At 70.6% G+C, this 13,738-nt stretch carries 11 protein-coding genes; 4 read left to right on the plus strand and 7 right to left on the minus strand.

Going from position 1 to position 13,738, the window contains the following annotated elements; all coding sequences use genetic code 11:
- Positions 1 to 49 precede the first annotated feature (49 nt).
- Positions 50 to 1,663 carry an SBBP repeat-containing protein gene (locus WMF12_RS41755; RefSeq protein WP_437854241.1) on the minus strand — a complete coding sequence of 538 codons (1,614 nt, stop codon included), beginning with the start codon at positions 1,661 to 1,663 and terminating at the stop codon, positions 50 to 52.
- A gap of 683 nt (positions 1,664 to 2,346) precedes the next feature.
- On the opposite strand from WMF12_RS41755, the gene WMF12_RS41760 reads away from it, so the two are divergent.
- Positions 2,347 to 3,096: an SUMF1/EgtB/PvdO family nonheme iron enzyme gene (locus WMF12_RS41760; protein ID WP_437854243.1), complete on the plus strand. Its 750-nt coding sequence runs from the start codon at positions 2,347 to 2,349 to the stop codon at positions 3,094 to 3,096.
- A gap of 238 nt (positions 3,097 to 3,334) precedes the next feature.
- Positions 3,335 to 4,372, plus strand: a complete 1,038-nt coding sequence (locus WMF12_RS41765) for a M28 family peptidase (protein ID WP_437854245.1) — start codon at positions 3,335 to 3,337, stop codon at positions 4,370 to 4,372.
- Between the two features lie 21 nt (positions 4,373 to 4,393).
- Here the strand turns inward: WMF12_RS41765 and WMF12_RS41770 are convergent, their stop codons facing one another.
- The 3 genes from WMF12_RS41770 to gloB form a co-directional block, all read right to left on the minus strand.
- Positions 4,394 to 5,338 (minus strand): NAD(P)-binding domain-containing protein, encoded by a 945-nt coding sequence (locus WMF12_RS41770; protein ID WP_437742303.1) that lies wholly within the window; start codon positions 5,336 to 5,338, stop codon positions 4,394 to 4,396.
- Positions 5,335 to 7,125 carry a 1-acyl-sn-glycerol-3-phosphate acyltransferase gene (locus WMF12_RS41775; protein ID WP_437742304.1) on the minus strand — a complete coding sequence of 597 codons (1,791 nt, stop codon included), beginning with the start codon at positions 7,123 to 7,125 and terminating at the stop codon, positions 5,335 to 5,337. Before WMF12_RS41775 ends, WMF12_RS41770 begins: the two co-directional genes overlap by 4 nt.
- A 66-nt stretch (positions 7,126 to 7,191) precedes the next feature.
- Complete coding sequence (gene gloB, locus WMF12_RS41780; RefSeq protein WP_437742305.1) at positions 7,192 to 7,947, minus strand: hydroxyacylglutathione hydrolase; 756 nt, start codon at positions 7,945 to 7,947, stop codon at positions 7,192 to 7,194.
- 195 nt (positions 7,948 to 8,142) lie between these two features.
- Here gloB and WMF12_RS41785 point away from each other — a divergent pair, with 195 nt between their 5' ends.
- Positions 8,143 to 9,159 carry a hypothetical protein gene (locus WMF12_RS41785; RefSeq protein ID WP_437854247.1) on the plus strand — a complete coding sequence of 339 codons (1,017 nt, stop codon included), beginning with the start codon at positions 8,143 to 8,145 and terminating at the stop codon, positions 9,157 to 9,159.
- A gap of 103 nt (positions 9,160 to 9,262) precedes the next feature.
- Entirely contained in the window at positions 9,263 to 10,417 is a 1,155-nt protein-coding gene (locus tag WMF12_RS41790; RefSeq protein WP_437873946.1) for a bifunctional methionine sulfoxide reductase B/A protein, read from the plus strand.
- 76 nt (positions 10,418 to 10,493) lie between these two features.
- On the opposite strand, the gene lpdA is transcribed toward WMF12_RS41790, so the two are convergent.
- The 3 genes from lpdA to WMF12_RS41805 form a co-directional block, all read right to left on the minus strand.
- Positions 10,494 to 11,900, minus strand: a complete 1,407-nt coding sequence (lpdA, locus tag WMF12_RS41795; protein ID WP_437742307.1) for a dihydrolipoyl dehydrogenase — start codon at positions 11,898 to 11,900, stop codon at positions 10,494 to 10,496.
- Between the two features lie 162 nt (positions 11,901 to 12,062).
- Positions 12,063 to 13,256, minus strand: a complete 1,194-nt coding sequence (locus tag WMF12_RS41800) for a thiamine pyrophosphate-dependent dehydrogenase E1 component subunit alpha (RefSeq protein WP_437854249.1) — start codon at positions 13,254 to 13,256, stop codon at positions 12,063 to 12,065.
- Between the two features lie 114 nt (positions 13,257 to 13,370).
- Positions 13,371 to 13,646, minus strand: coding sequence for a hypothetical protein (locus WMF12_RS41805; RefSeq protein ID WP_012240611.1), 276 nt, complete (start codon positions 13,644 to 13,646; stop codon positions 13,371 to 13,373).
- Positions 13,647 to 13,738 lie beyond the last annotated feature (92 nt).

Below are 13,738 nucleotides of genomic sequence, written 5' to 3' on the forward strand. Positions count from 1 at the left end.
CCACTCACCGCCTGCGGCCGCCAGGCACCTCGCAATGATCTCGGGCGCCTCACGGGCTGAAACTTGCGACGAAGACATCCCCATCGCCCTGCGGGGTCATCACCCCGGCACCGAAATCAATCCTTCCATCCGCAGCGCCGGCAATCAGTAGCTCACCGCGGCCGCTGAGCACGCTCGCCGTCGCGCTCACGCCGTCCTCCCCCATCAAACCGAAGGTCCTGGTCCAGAGTGGCTCACCTTCGGGCCCAACCTTCGCGAGCACCAAATCTCTCTCGGATTTCGCGCGAAGCAAATCTCCGCCCAACTCCACAGTACCGACCAGGCCACCAACGATCATCACATCACTCGCGGACTCGGCCAAGATCGCACCAATAGTCAGCGCACCATCGAAGACTCGAGCCCACTCGTAAACGTTAGAGGTCGTATACTTTAGCAAGGCGCTCGCGCGTTCATTCACCACGACCTCACCGCCACCAAAATCAACCGTCCCTTGGAACCCTATCACGAGAGCCGGACCACCCAGTCTATCGACAGCGATGGTCTGCAGCGTCTCGTGGTCGGTGCCTCCCACAACCCTCGCCCAGCTCACGAGGCCACGGCTCGTGAGCTTCGCCAGGAACACATCCGCGCCACCAGCGGACGCGTATGAAAGGTCCCCCAGAACCAGCTCGTCATAAAAGTGCCCCGCCAGGATGATATTGCCAGCCGCATCGACGATCACTCTTTGGGCAATCTGCGCATCCTCACCGCCCCACACCCGAACCCAGCCGCTCTCATCGTCGACGGAACCGTCGGAAGACCGCAACTTGGCCACGAATATTTCCTCCGAATCAGTCTCATTGGAAACAACGTGCTCGTCATCGAATCGGATTGTTCCGCAGAAGTCCCCCACGAGCACCACGTCCCCATCTGGAAGGAACGTCATCCCCCTCACGGCGCTCGGCACGAGCCCGCAGATCTTTCCGCCCAGCGGCTTCCGCCACAGCAACCGCCCATCCGGGTCGTACTTGTGCAGCACCATGTTCATCGAGGCCAGCTGACTTTCGAGCTCCAAGCTCGTGACCATGACTTCGCCCTGCGAATTGACCGCGAGCGCGTACACGGTATCTCCTTTTACGTCGCCCACCTGTCGACTCCAGACGTACTCCCCAGAAGCAGAGAACTTGGCCAGGAACGCGTCGTTACCTCCGGCAGCGATGAGCACATCGTCTCCGAACGACATCGCTCCCGTGAACTTGCCACCGACATAAACATTGCCCGCTGAGTCAGTCGCGACGCCGGTCACGTCCTCCTCCTCGGCCCCGCCGATGAGCCTCGCCCACCTGACGCAATCCTTCCCGTCGCAGTCCTCGTCGTCCGTGCTCGCGCACGTCTCTGCCGCCGGCGTCACCTCGCCCTCGCACGCCTCGTACCCGGAGCCGTCCTGCTTGCACGCCTGCGTCCCGGCCTCACAGATCCCGACGTCCTTCGTCCCGGGGGGGCCGGAGTAGCACTTGGCCACGCTCTCGGGCTCACACGTGGAGCCTCCGCCAGTCCCCTCCGGCGCCGTGTTGTCCGCGGGTGCGGCGTCCTCGAAGTCTTCGAGGCCGAGCACCAGCCCACAGCCGGATACGACCAGGATGCCGATACCAGCGAGCCATCGGAGCGATGTGCGCATTCTCATGCGCGCCATCGTAATGCGAGAGGCGCGGGGCGTCAGCCTGGGCGCTTCTCTCCGGCCGTTGCGTCAAGACGAGACCACCACGCCGCCGATCGAGCGCGACCGGCTCCTTGACTTCGAGGCTTCGCTTCTCCTCTCAGCGTGACCTCACTTACCACGACGCGGGCCCACGGGAGCGGCGCGGCAACGCTGACGTGCGTGGCGAAAAAGAGCGTGCCTCAATCCCACCCAGCCGCGCGCGGAGCGCGTGTACACTCCGCCCCGTGCCGTCTGCGCCGTCCCGCGATCGCCTCCGGGCTCGCCTGTCGAAGAGATCCTCGCTGCACCGACGCCGCCCGTCACGCCCCGCAGGTTCAGTCTTGCTCGCCGCCCTGGTATGGCTCACGTCGTGCTCCGTTCCAAACGACGGCGGCACCAGCCCGGCGAAGAAAGCGGACGCCCCCGGCGAACCTCACGCGGCGCCCGCCGTCGAGGGGACGGCTCGTGCCGCGGCGTCCGCGCTCACGACGCCAGCATCTACCGGCAGCGCGCACGCCGGCTCAGGCATCCTGAGCGGCGCAGCCCCCGGTCCCACGCCGACCACTGTCAACCCGAGCGCCGCCCCCGCGGAGGCGTCCCCGCTCGGCTCGGCCGGCGCCCCGCCACTCGCCCCTCCCGCCCCGCCGCCGGGCCCCTGCCCCGCCGACATGGCCCTCGTCAACGGCTTCTGCATCGATCGCTACGAGGCGCACCTGGTCACCGACGCCGGCGGAGAGTTCGCCGTCCACCCGCACTTCAAGCGCCCCGAGCCGGGCGTCCGGTACCTCGCCCGCAGCGCGGCCGGCGTCTTTCCGCAGGCGTACATCAGCCGCGTCGAGGCCAAGGCCGCCTGCGTCGCCGCGGGCAAGCGCCTCTGCACGCGGCGGGAATGGCAGCGCGCCTGTCGCGGCAACGGCGCCCACCGCTACCCCTACGGCCCGCGCGGCGAGCGCGGGCGGTGCAACACCGGCAAACCCCACCTCCTGCGGGAGCTCTTCGGCGAGCACCCGCCGGGCGGGTGGAGCTACGAACGACACTTCAACAGCCCCGACCTCGACCAGAAACCAGGCTTCCTGGCGAGGAGCGGCGAACACGCCGGCTGCGCCAGCGAGCTCGGCGTCCACGACATGATCGGGAACCTGCACGAGTGGGTCGGCGACATGGTCGATGACGAGCTCGTGATGCGGATGAGCACCGAAGGCGTCGAGCGCCGCGATCAGCCGTGGCACGAGGGCAACGGCGTGTTCATGGGCGGCTTCTTCAGCACGACCAGCGAGCTCGGCCCCGGCTGCTACTTCACCACCATCGCCCACGAGCCGACCTATCACGACTACTCCACGGGATTCCGCTGCTGCGACAGCGTCGAGCTGCCCGCCGCCCCGGGGGCGACCGACGCGAGCCAGCGAGACGGCGGCTGACAGCGCGGCCGGCCGCGACGCGGCTCGGCGCCGAGGTCCCCGGCGCCTGCAGGCACCGGCGCACGCAGACACGGGCGCACGCAGGCCCCGGCGAGCTCGCCCGCGGCGCGATCCCAGCGACGCTGCGCCCGAGGACGGCTGCGGCGCGCTCATCACGGGCAGCCCGCTCGGAGGATCGCCCGTCGATTCCTGCCCGCGCCAGGAACAGAGCACCTCCGCCAGATGTCCTGCCCTCTCGATGACCACGAGCGCAGCGACGACCCTCGAAGACGCTCGCGCGATCACAAGGCTTCGCCCCCGCCACGGCCGGTGGGCCGCGGCCGCCGCGGCGCTGCTCCTCGCCGGCCTCGCAGCCATCGGAGCCTGCGTCAGCCAGCCCCTCGTGGCGGCGCTCCCGCCGCCCGCTCCGGCGCTCTCCGCGGACCCCGCTCGCATGGAGCGCGACGTCCGGAGGCTCGTGGAGGAGTTCCGCCCGCGGGGCCACCGGCAGATCGCGCAGCTGGACCGCGCCGCGGCGTACCTGCGCGACGAGCTCAGCGCCGCCGGAGGACGCGTGACCGAGCAGCTCTACGATGTCGAGGGACGGACGTATCGCAACGTGCTCGCCCGGTTCGGCCCGGATTCGTCGACGCGCGTCGTGGTCGGCGCCCACTACGACGCGGCGGACGACTTGCCCGGCGCCGACGACAACGCGAGCGGCGTGGCAGGGCTGCTCGAGCTGGGGCGGATGCTCGGCCGCGCGCCCCTCCGCGGCGACGTCGAGCTCGCGGCGTTCACGCTGGAGGAGCCGCCCTATTTCCGGTCTGCGCACATGGGCAGCGCCCATCACGCGAACGCGATGCAAGCAGCAGGCGTGAAGGTCCGGGCGATGATCAGCCTGGAGATGATCGGATATTTCACCGACGAAGAGGACAGTCAGGCGTTCCCGCTGGCGCCGCTCTCCATGCTGTATCCCACGAAGGGGAACTTCGTGGCCGTGATCGGCAACCTGGAGGGGCTCTCGCTCGTTCGCACCCTCAAGGGGGCGATGCGCGGCGCGACCGATCTGCCCGCCTATTCCCTGAGCGCTCCGGCGCTCGTTCAGGGCGTGGACTGGTCCGACCACCGGAGCTACTGGGAAGCGGGTTATCCAGCGGTCATGATCACGGACACGGCGTTTCTGCGCAACCGGCGTTACCACACCGACAAGGACACGCCGGATACGCTCGACTACGCACGCGCGGCAAAGGTCGTCACCGGCGTGGCCCAGGCCGTCCTCGCGCTCGCGAACGAGTGAGCGCGCTGCCGTCGCCATGCCTCACGCCGCGAACATCCGATCGAGCACCGCCCTCGGCGCGCCGCCCTTCAGGGTCGCCTCGAGCGCCTCGAACACCCCCGCATCCACCTTCCGCGCCTTCGCGAACGCCACGACGCGCGGGATCAGCGGGATCGCCTCCACCCGCAGCCTGGCCTCCGCGACCGCCTCGTCGAGCGTCCGCCCGCGCGCGAGCGCCTTGCCGAGCACCACCTCGGGGCGGCTCTCGAGCCGGATCGAGGCGAGCAGGTCGCCGTAGCCGCCGAGCCCCAGCATCGTCCGCTCCTCCGCGCCCGCCGCGGCCGCGACGCGGGCCGCGCTGTCGACCGCCCTCGAGATCAGCGCGGCGAGCAACCCCGGCCCGGCGCCCGCCTGCTCGGCGAAGCCGACGCCGACGGCGAGGCAGCCGACCAGCGCCGACGCCCACTCCAGGCCCTGGAGATCGGGCGTCGTGTAGACGTGGAGCGCGTCCGACTGGAACGCCGCGGTCACGGCGGCGTGGACCTCCGGGAAGCGCGAGCCGCACACCATCGCCGAGGGGCGGCCCTCCCGGAGCTCGTCTTCCTGGACCGGGCCGCCCAGCGCGCCCACCCGGCGCGCCGGGGTCTCCTCACGCACCAGATCCGAGACGGTCTTCAGCGCCTCGCCCTCGAGGCCGCGCACGCCGTGGATCACGAGGTGCGAGCCGTCCATGTGATCGCCGAGCGAGCGCAGCGCCGTCCGGGCCGCGTTCGACGGCACCGCGATCACCAGCAGCCGCGCCCGGGCGACCTCCGCGTGGTCCCGCACGATCCGCGGGCCGCCTTTGATCTGCGGCTGCTCGCGGCGGGAGTACAGGAGGACCTCCGCGCCGGTGCGGCTGGCCGCGAGCGCGAGCGCCACGCCCCAGAAACCGCCGCCGATGACCCCCACCGAAGGCGCCGGAAGCGCGCTCCCCGGGGCGCTCACTGGCCACCCCCGGCGCCGTTCATCGAGCCCACGTGCGCGTCCGCAGCGCCCGCGCGGGACGAGGCCGGTGAGGACGACGAAGCGGACGAGGCCGAGCCCCGCGGCTCTTCCAAGGGCGGCGGCGACGAGGCGGGCTCGAGCGGCGGGAGCGGCGGCTGGACCTGCAGGCCGGAAGGGACGCCCGGCGGGGCGATGACGTCCCACGCCACCCCGTGGGCGGCGAGGCGGTTCTGGTAGTAGAAGAGCAGGTTGGTGTCGCAGATCGCGATGCCGTCGGGCCGCGAGTCGAGCACCGGCGACGAGTGGTAGCCCGCGAAGGCGCGCAGCGCGCGCTCGACGATGTCCCCGCCCGAGCCGAGCCGGACGTCCTCGCCCAGCACGATGCACCCCCGCTGCTCGAGCGCGCGCAGCCGATCGCAGAGGGCCACGACGTCGGCCGCGAGGTCGTCGCGCGGCACCGTGAGCACGTCGCGCTGCCGGAGCACCGTGAAGAGATCCGCGGCGGGCGCCTGGCTGCGGAGCCGGGCGAAGCTCGCCGCCGCGACGACGTGCGTCGCCATCACGACCGTGTCGCGCGCGTACGCCCGGCAGATCTCCTCGCCGAGCTCGCGCGCGTACTGGGCGTCGCGCGCCGCGTCGATGACCGCCTTGCCGCCCTGATCCTTCACGTAGCTCGCCGGATCGACCTCGCGACCGCGGGCGTCGAACGAGCGACCGAGCTCGTCGACCCGGTTGCCGAACGGATCGAGCGGCTCAGAGAAGCGGATGACCACCGCGGCGTTCATCGCGAGCAGCTTGCGCAGGAACGAGGCGATCCGGCCGATGCGGCTCGACTCGTCGTCCTCGATGATGAAGCGGCCCTTGCCGGCCTCGGAGAGGAAATCGGCGATCAGCGTCTCGGCCTCGAGCGTGATGAGGTAGTTGATCGTGGCCGGGACGAAGAAGACGCGGCGCTCGCGGCCGCTCTGCAGTGTCCGCGTGTAGGCCTCGAACGCGCTGCCGACCAGGCCCAGCTTGAGCTTCCGCTCGATGCCGCCCGAGCGAGACCGCGTGCCCCCCGGGAAGAACAGCGAGTGGTAGCCGCGCTCCAGGAGCACGCCCGAGTACGTCTTCAGCACGTCCTTGTAGAGGTTGTGCCGGATGCGCCGGTCGACGCGGTAGGCGCCGAGGTTGTGCATGAAGAACGAGAGGACCGGGTTCGTGAACAGGTTCTTGCCGGCGCCGTACGTGGCGGGCGGCAGGCCGGCGCGCTCGAGGGCATAGCCGAACACGATCGAGTCCATGTTCGACAGGTGGGTCGGGACGTAGACGGCCGTGCCGCGCTGCACGAGCGAGCGGAGCTTCGCGAGCGGGCCCTCCACGAGCACCCGGTCGGCCAGGAGCTCGAGGCTGACGAGCTTGAGCGGGTCGCGGACCACGGTCATGAGCTTCCGCGGCGCGAGCAGCGCGCTCACGACCGGCGGCAGGAGCCGCGACGACAGCTGGTAGACGCGCCGATCGAAGTTCCCCGCGATGTCCCACGCGTACTCCTCCGAGAGCTCGCGCAGGCGGCGGCGGCGCTCGGCGTCGTGCATGCGGCCGAGCGAGCGGGCGAGCCGCTGCCACTCGGCGAGCTCGCGGATGTCCTGCGGCTTCCGGGACCCCTCGAGCCGCTTCGCCTCCTGATACGCCGCCTCGTTCATGGCGAGCAGCGGATCCCTCGTGGAGCCGACGACCCGGTCGACCACGGTGCGCACGATCTCGTCGCGCGCGTCGTTGAACCCGAAGATGGGAGCGCGGGAGTCCATGGGCCTAGTCGTATAGAAATCGGACGGCGGGCGCGAGCGGAATACGGCCGCGCGCGACGCCGAAAGTCAGCGGTAATCGTCCTTCGCGCGACGCACGGCGGCGAACACGTCGGACGGCGCGGCCCCCGGGAAGCGCGCCTGCAAACGCGGCTCGCCGCAGCGCAGGAACGGGTTCGTCGCGAGCTCGTCGGCCATCGTGCTCCCGACCGTGGGCTCGCCGCGCTCGCGCGCCGCACGGGCGGCCGCGAGCTTCCTGCGGACAGCCTCGTTCTCGGGCTCGACCGCCTCGGCAAAACGGAGGTTGTTCACGGTGTACTCGTGACCGCAGAAGACGCGCGTATGCGCCGGGAGCGCGGCGAGCTTGGAGAGCGAGGCGTGCATCACCTCCGGCGTCCCCTCGAACATACGGCCACATCCGGCGATGAAGAGTGTGTCTCCGGTGAACACAACGTCCTCGACGCAATACGAGACGGCGCCGAGCGTGTGGCCGGGGACGTGCAACGGCTGGAGCGTGAGGCCGGCGACCTGGACCGGCGTGCCCTCCTCGACCCGCTCCGTCTGCGCGGGAACGCGCCCGACGTCGCTCGAGTGCGCATAGACCGGGAGGTCGCCGTAACGCTCGCGGAGCGCCTCGTTGCCACCGACGTGATCGTGGTGGTGGTGCGTGTTGACGATGGCGACCAGACTGAGCTTCTCGCGCTCGAGCGCCGCGATGATCGGCTGGGCCTCCGAGGGATCGATGACGATCGCCTCGCGCCGCCCGTCCGCGGCCACGAGGTACGCGTAGTTGTCGCTGAGGCAGGGCACGGGGAGGATGCGCATGAGGCGTCGACTATAGCGGCGCCCCCGGCGAGAGCCGGGGAAAAGGTGCGCGCGGCGCGCGTGGATCGCGCATGAGCTCGAGAAAGTTTGAGAATTTTGCGACCGAACCGGCAAGTGGTCCCGAGCGGGACGGCGGGCGGCCTGGCGGAGATCCGCGCGGTGACGCGGGCGCCATGGTGTGGCAGAGGGGCCGGCATGACGTCCGCCGAGCCCTCCGTCCGCTACCGCATCGGCGTCGATGAGAACGGGCTGGGCCCGCGGCTCGGTCCGATGGTGGTGACGGCGGTCCTCACGCGCGTCACGGAGGCGGGCTGGCAGGTCGCCGGCCGCGCCCCTCGCGGCGCCCTCGCCCAGCGGCTCGGCGACTCGAAGCAGCTCGTGGCGCACGGGGATGTCTCGCTCGGCGAGGCCTGGGCTCGCGCGCTGGTCGCGCGCGGCTGCGGCCGCGCGGGGACGGCCAGCGGCGCGTCGTCGGTGGACGAGCTGCTCCACGCCGTCGCGCTCGAGGATCGCCCCGCGCTCCGCGCGCTCTGCCCGGGCCACGTCGAGGAGCAGTGCTGGTCGGCGGAGGGCGAGGCGTTCACCGCATCCGACGAGCTGCTCGGCGCGATCGGCAAGGACCTCGACAAGCTCTCGGAGAAGGGGGTCGAGGTCGTCGCCGTGCGCTCGGTGCTGCTCTGCGCGAAGCGGATGAACGACGGGGCGCGCGCCGGGAAGAACAGGTTCGTGCTCGATCTCCACGCGATGGAGCGCCTCGTCCTGGAGCTCCGCGGCCTCGCCGGCGCGGAGGTCTTCGCGGTGTGCGGCAAGGTCGGTGGCTTCGGCAAATATGGCTCCGTGTTCGGCCCGCTCGCGGGGAGGATGCACGCCGTGCTCGAGGAGGGCCGCGCCCGCAGCGCCTACCGCTTCCCCGGCCTCGGCGAGATCGCGTTCGTCCGCGATAGCGACGCCTCGGATCTGTGCGTCGCGATGGCGTCGATGGTGGGCAAGTACGTCCGCGAGGCGCTCATGGAGCGGGTCGCGCGCCACTACCAGCGCGCGGTCCCGGGCCTGCACGGGGCGAGCGGCTACTACGATCCGGTCACGTCGGCGTTCATCGGGGCGACCCGCCTCGTCCGCCGCGCGCGCGAGATCCCCGCCGAGTGCTTCGAGCGGGGCGCCGGCGACAGCGACGGCGAGAGCGACGCCTTGCTAGAGAGCGGCGGCCCGTAGCGCTGAGGCCGGCGCCGCGCGGGCCGCGCTCGCCGGGCGAAACCAGCGGGGCCGCGGGGCGTAGGAGGGTTAGGTGCGCTACCCTCGACAGGCCAGGTGGATGATGAAACGGCTCCGCGCTGCTGGTCTTCTCTTCGCGCTCGTCCTCATTGCGTGCGCCGCCGTGTTCGCGTGCTTTCGCGCCGGCGATGCAGGGAGGGCGAGCAAGGTGATTCCGGGGTCCAAGGAGGCTGTGACGATGTCGGACAGAAGCTATCGCAAACCGTCGGATGAGGAGCTGCGCAAGCAGCTCACGCCGCTCGCATACGAGGTCACCCAGCGCGACGCGACCGAGCCGCCGTTCCGCAACGCTTTCTGGGACAACCACGAGGCGGGCCTCTACGTGGATGTCGCGAGCGGCGAGCCGCTCTTCACGTCGCTTGACAAGTTCGACTCGGGCACCGGCTGGCCGAGCTTCACGCGCCCCGTCGAGCCGGAGCGCGTCGTGGAGCGCTCGGACAGGGGCCACGGGATGGTCCGAACGGAGGTGCGCTCCAAGGCCGGCAACTCGCACCTCGGGCACGTCTTCGAGGACGGGCCCGCGCCCGACGGGCTGCGCTACTGCATCAACTCCGCGTCTCTCCGGTTCATCCCGCTGGCTCGCCTCGAGGCGGAGGGTTACGGCGCCTATCGGGCGCTGTTCGAGGGCCGCGGCGGCGCGCCTCGGGAGCAAGCGAGCGCGAACGCCTGCGCCGTGCCGGCGCCGGGGGAGGCGCCTGGGTGCCAGACGACGCTGGAGACGGCCGTCCTGGCGGGCGGCTGCTTCTGGGGGATGGAAGAGCTCCTCCGGCAGATCCCCGGTGTCCTCGAGACGGAGGTCGGTTATGCCGGCGGCCGGACGAAGGCGCCGACCTATGAAGACGTGAAGACCGGATCGACCGGCCACGCCGAGTCGGTGCGCATCGTCTTCGATCCCGCGAAGCTGTCCTATGCCGAGCTGCTCGAGAAGTGGTTCTTCCGCATGCACGATCCGACGACGCGGAACCGCCAGGGCAACGACGTCGGTACGCAGTACCGCTCAGCGATCTTCGTCACGACGCCCGAGCAGCGCCGCATCGCCGAGGAGGTGAAGGCGCGCGTCGACAAGAGCGGCAAGTGGCGCGCCCCGCTCGTCACCGAGATCGTGGAGGCCGGGCCGTTCACGCGCGCCGAGGAGTACCACCAGAAGTACCTGGAAAAATACCCGGCCGGGTATACGTGCCATTTCATGCGCGATTGATGACGGCGGTGGCCCGCGCCGTCGACTCGATGGTTTCGTCGACGGCGCAGGCTGGTGATGCTCGAGAGCGGGCGGATCAGCGATTGGCGATGTGGATCGCGGCGCCCATGGCGTGGGCGGCGGCTTCCATCAGCGACTCGCCGAGGGTCGGGTGGGGGTGGATCGTGAGCGAGAGATCCTCGAGGAAGGCCGCCATCTCGAGCGAGAGGGACGCCTCGCTGATCATGGTGCTGGCCTCCGGTCCGACGATGTGGACGCCGAGCACCTGCTTCGTCTTCTTGTCGGCGACGATCTTCACGAAGCCCTCGGTCTCGTTCATGGCCATGGCCTTGCCGAGCACCGAGAACGGGAACTTGCCGATGCTGACCTCGAGGCCCTTCGCCTTCGCCTCCGCCTCGGTGAGCCCCACCGTGGCGATCTCCGGATCGGTGAAGATCGCGCCCGGGATCGCGACCCAGTCCTTCTCGGCCTTGTGCCCCGCGATGACCTCGGCGGCGATCTCGCCCTCCTTCGTCGCCTTGTGCGCGAGCAGGGGCGGCCCGCTGACGTCGCCGATGGCGTAGATCGACGGCACGTTGGTGCGGCAGAACTTGTCCGTGGGGACGAACCCGCGCTGATCGACCGTCACGCCGACCTTCTCGAGGCCGAGACCCTTGCTGCTCGGCCGCATGCCGACGGCGACGAGCACGGTGTCGACGACGATCGTCTGCTCCTTGCCGTCGGACTGGATCTTCACCCCGACCGAGCCGTCCTTCTGCTTCTCGTACCCGAGCGCCTTGGCGTTCTTGTGGATCGTGCCGCCGCGCTTCAGGATCTTGCGCTCGACGATCTTGGTGCAGTCGGGGTCGACGCCCGTGAGCAGCTCCGGCAGCGCCTCGACGACGATGAGCTCGGCGCCGAACGCCTGGTAGACCATGCCGAGCTCGAGGCCGATGACGCCGCCGCCGATCACCATCAGCCGCTTCGGGACGCGGCGCAGGCTGACCGCCTCCTTCGCGCCGATGATCGTGTCGCCGTCGAACTTGAACGTCGGGATCTCGATGGTCGTCGAGCCGGTCGCGATCACGATCGCCTTGGTCGCCTCGAACTGCTCCACCGAGCCGTCCGCCCGCGTCACGTCCACGCGCTTCGGCCCCACGACCGTGGCGGTGCCGTTCACGACGTCGGCGCCGTTGCCCTTGAGCAGCGATCCGACGCCGCCGGTGAGCTTCTTGACGATGCCTTCCTTCCAGTCCTGCATCTTGTTGGCGTCGAGCTCGACGCCGCTGACCTTGATGCCCATCGCGGCGCCGGCCTGCGACTTCTCGTAGAGGTGGGCGGCGGAGATCAACGCCTTGGAGGGGATACACCCCCAGTTGAGGCAGACGCCGCCGACGTTCTCCTTCTCGATGCAGAGCACCTTCAGCTTGAGCTGAGCGAGCCGGATGGCGCAGGGATAACCGCCGGGGCCGGCTCCGATCACGATTGCGTCGTAGGTCTTCATCCTTGTCCTTTTGTGCGCTTCGAAGACTGGAACTAGGGGCGCCGGGGTTCGTCAGGCAAGCCCCTCGCCGACAGCCCTGAGGCCGCGCCCGCAAACGCGAGCCGTCCCTGGGTGCCCGGGGGCTTACACGACCTCGCAGCGAGGGGAAATCCCTCCCCGAGGTCAGCGCCCGCCGCCGTGCGGCGGCGCTTTCGGGGAGCGCAGGAGCTCTGCGCGCTGGTCGCGCAGGTGCCAGGGCAGCTCCGCGTAGACGTCGTCGAACAGCGTCTCTCGGGCAGGCGGGCCCATCGCCTCGACCTCGGCGACGGCGGCGGCGATCTCGGCGTTGAGCTCCGCCTCGAGGGAGGACTCCGCGGCGTCGTCGAGGAGCCCGCGGCCGGCGAGGTGGCGCCCGAGGCGCAGCAGCGGGTCGCGCTGCGTCCAGCGATCGACCTCCTCCTGCGACCGGTAGCGGCTCGGGTCGTCGCTCGAGGAGTGCGCGCCGACGCGGTAGGTGAGCGCCTCGATGAAGCTGGGGCCGCCGCCGCCACGAGCCCGCGCGACCGCCTCGGAGACGGCGCGGTAGACGGCGATGACGTCGTTGCCGTCGACCCGCACCGACGGCACGCCGTAGGCGCGGCCCTTGATGGCGATCGTGCTCGAGGACGTCTGCCGGTCCGTCGGCACGCTGATGGCCCAGTGGTTGTTCTGGCAGATCATGACGCACGGCGCCTTGAAGACCGCCGCGAAGTTCATCGCGCTGTGGAAATCGGGCTCGCTCGTCGCGCCGTCGCCCATGAACCCCACCACCACGGTGCTGTCGCGCCGCAGCTTCGCGGCCCACGCGGCGCCGACCGCCTGCGGGAGCTGCGGGCCGATGCAGCTCGACCAGGACACCTGGTTCACCTGCCGCCCGCTCATGTGCGACGGCATCTGGCGCCCCTGGAGGAGGTCGCCCGCGTTGCCGAACACCTGGGCAACATAGGCGCGGAGCGGGAAGCCGCGCACCAGCATCATCACGCTCTCGCGCAGCGCGGGGAAGATCCAGTCCGTGGGCTCGACCGCGAGCGCCGTGGCGATCGGCGTCGCCTCCTGGCCGGTGCACGCGCCGTAGAAGCCGACCCGCCCCTGCCGCTGGAGCAGGAGCATGCGCGCGTCGAGCAGCCTGAGGCGCTTGATCTCGCGGTACGCGCGCAGCAGCAGCGCGTCGCTCAGGCAGGGGTCGGTCGCGGGATCCAGGGATCCATCGTCCCGGAGGACGCTGAGCAAGCCCTCGTCGGCCCCCTCCCCTGGTCGGGACGTGGGCGCGTGAGGTGGAGGGGCGTCGGCGGCGGACCTCGCCGAGGCGCCGGGCGGCGTGGCTTCCAGCTCGCTCATGACCGGACCATACCGCGAAATGACCGCGCTCGCGGCCCCTTCGGCCCGCGGGGACGCCCCTCGCGCCCCCGCGGCGCGCCGGAGCGAAGCGGCTCACATCGCTCACGCACGAGCTCAGCCGAGCAGGACGCGGAACATCCGCTTGCTGTCCGAGAGGTAGTAGTAAGCGGCGCGGTCCGCGTCGCCCATCAGATCGAGGATGGCGCGCTCCATCTGATCGGGGCTCAGCGTGTTGGACACTTCCCACGTGTCGGGCGTGACCTCGTCGCCCTGCCACGGTCCGGCGCAGAGCGCGACGAGGCGCGACCGGTTCGCCTCGTCGGCGATCGAGAAGGTGAGGATGTAATCGTGGTTGACGAAGCCGCTATAGAGCTTGTTGTCACGCGGCATCGGATCCCTCCGTGTCGTGGGCGCGATGCGCGGCGGCGCGCGCGCGACGATCGCGCGCCGCGGAGCCTCGATCGTCGCGCGCGCGCCCACGC

This window comes from Sorangium sp. So ce363 (assembly GCF_051520435.1).
Lineage (GTDB): Bacteria > Myxococcota_A > Polyangia > Polyangiales > Polyangiaceae > Sorangium > Sorangium cellulosum_B.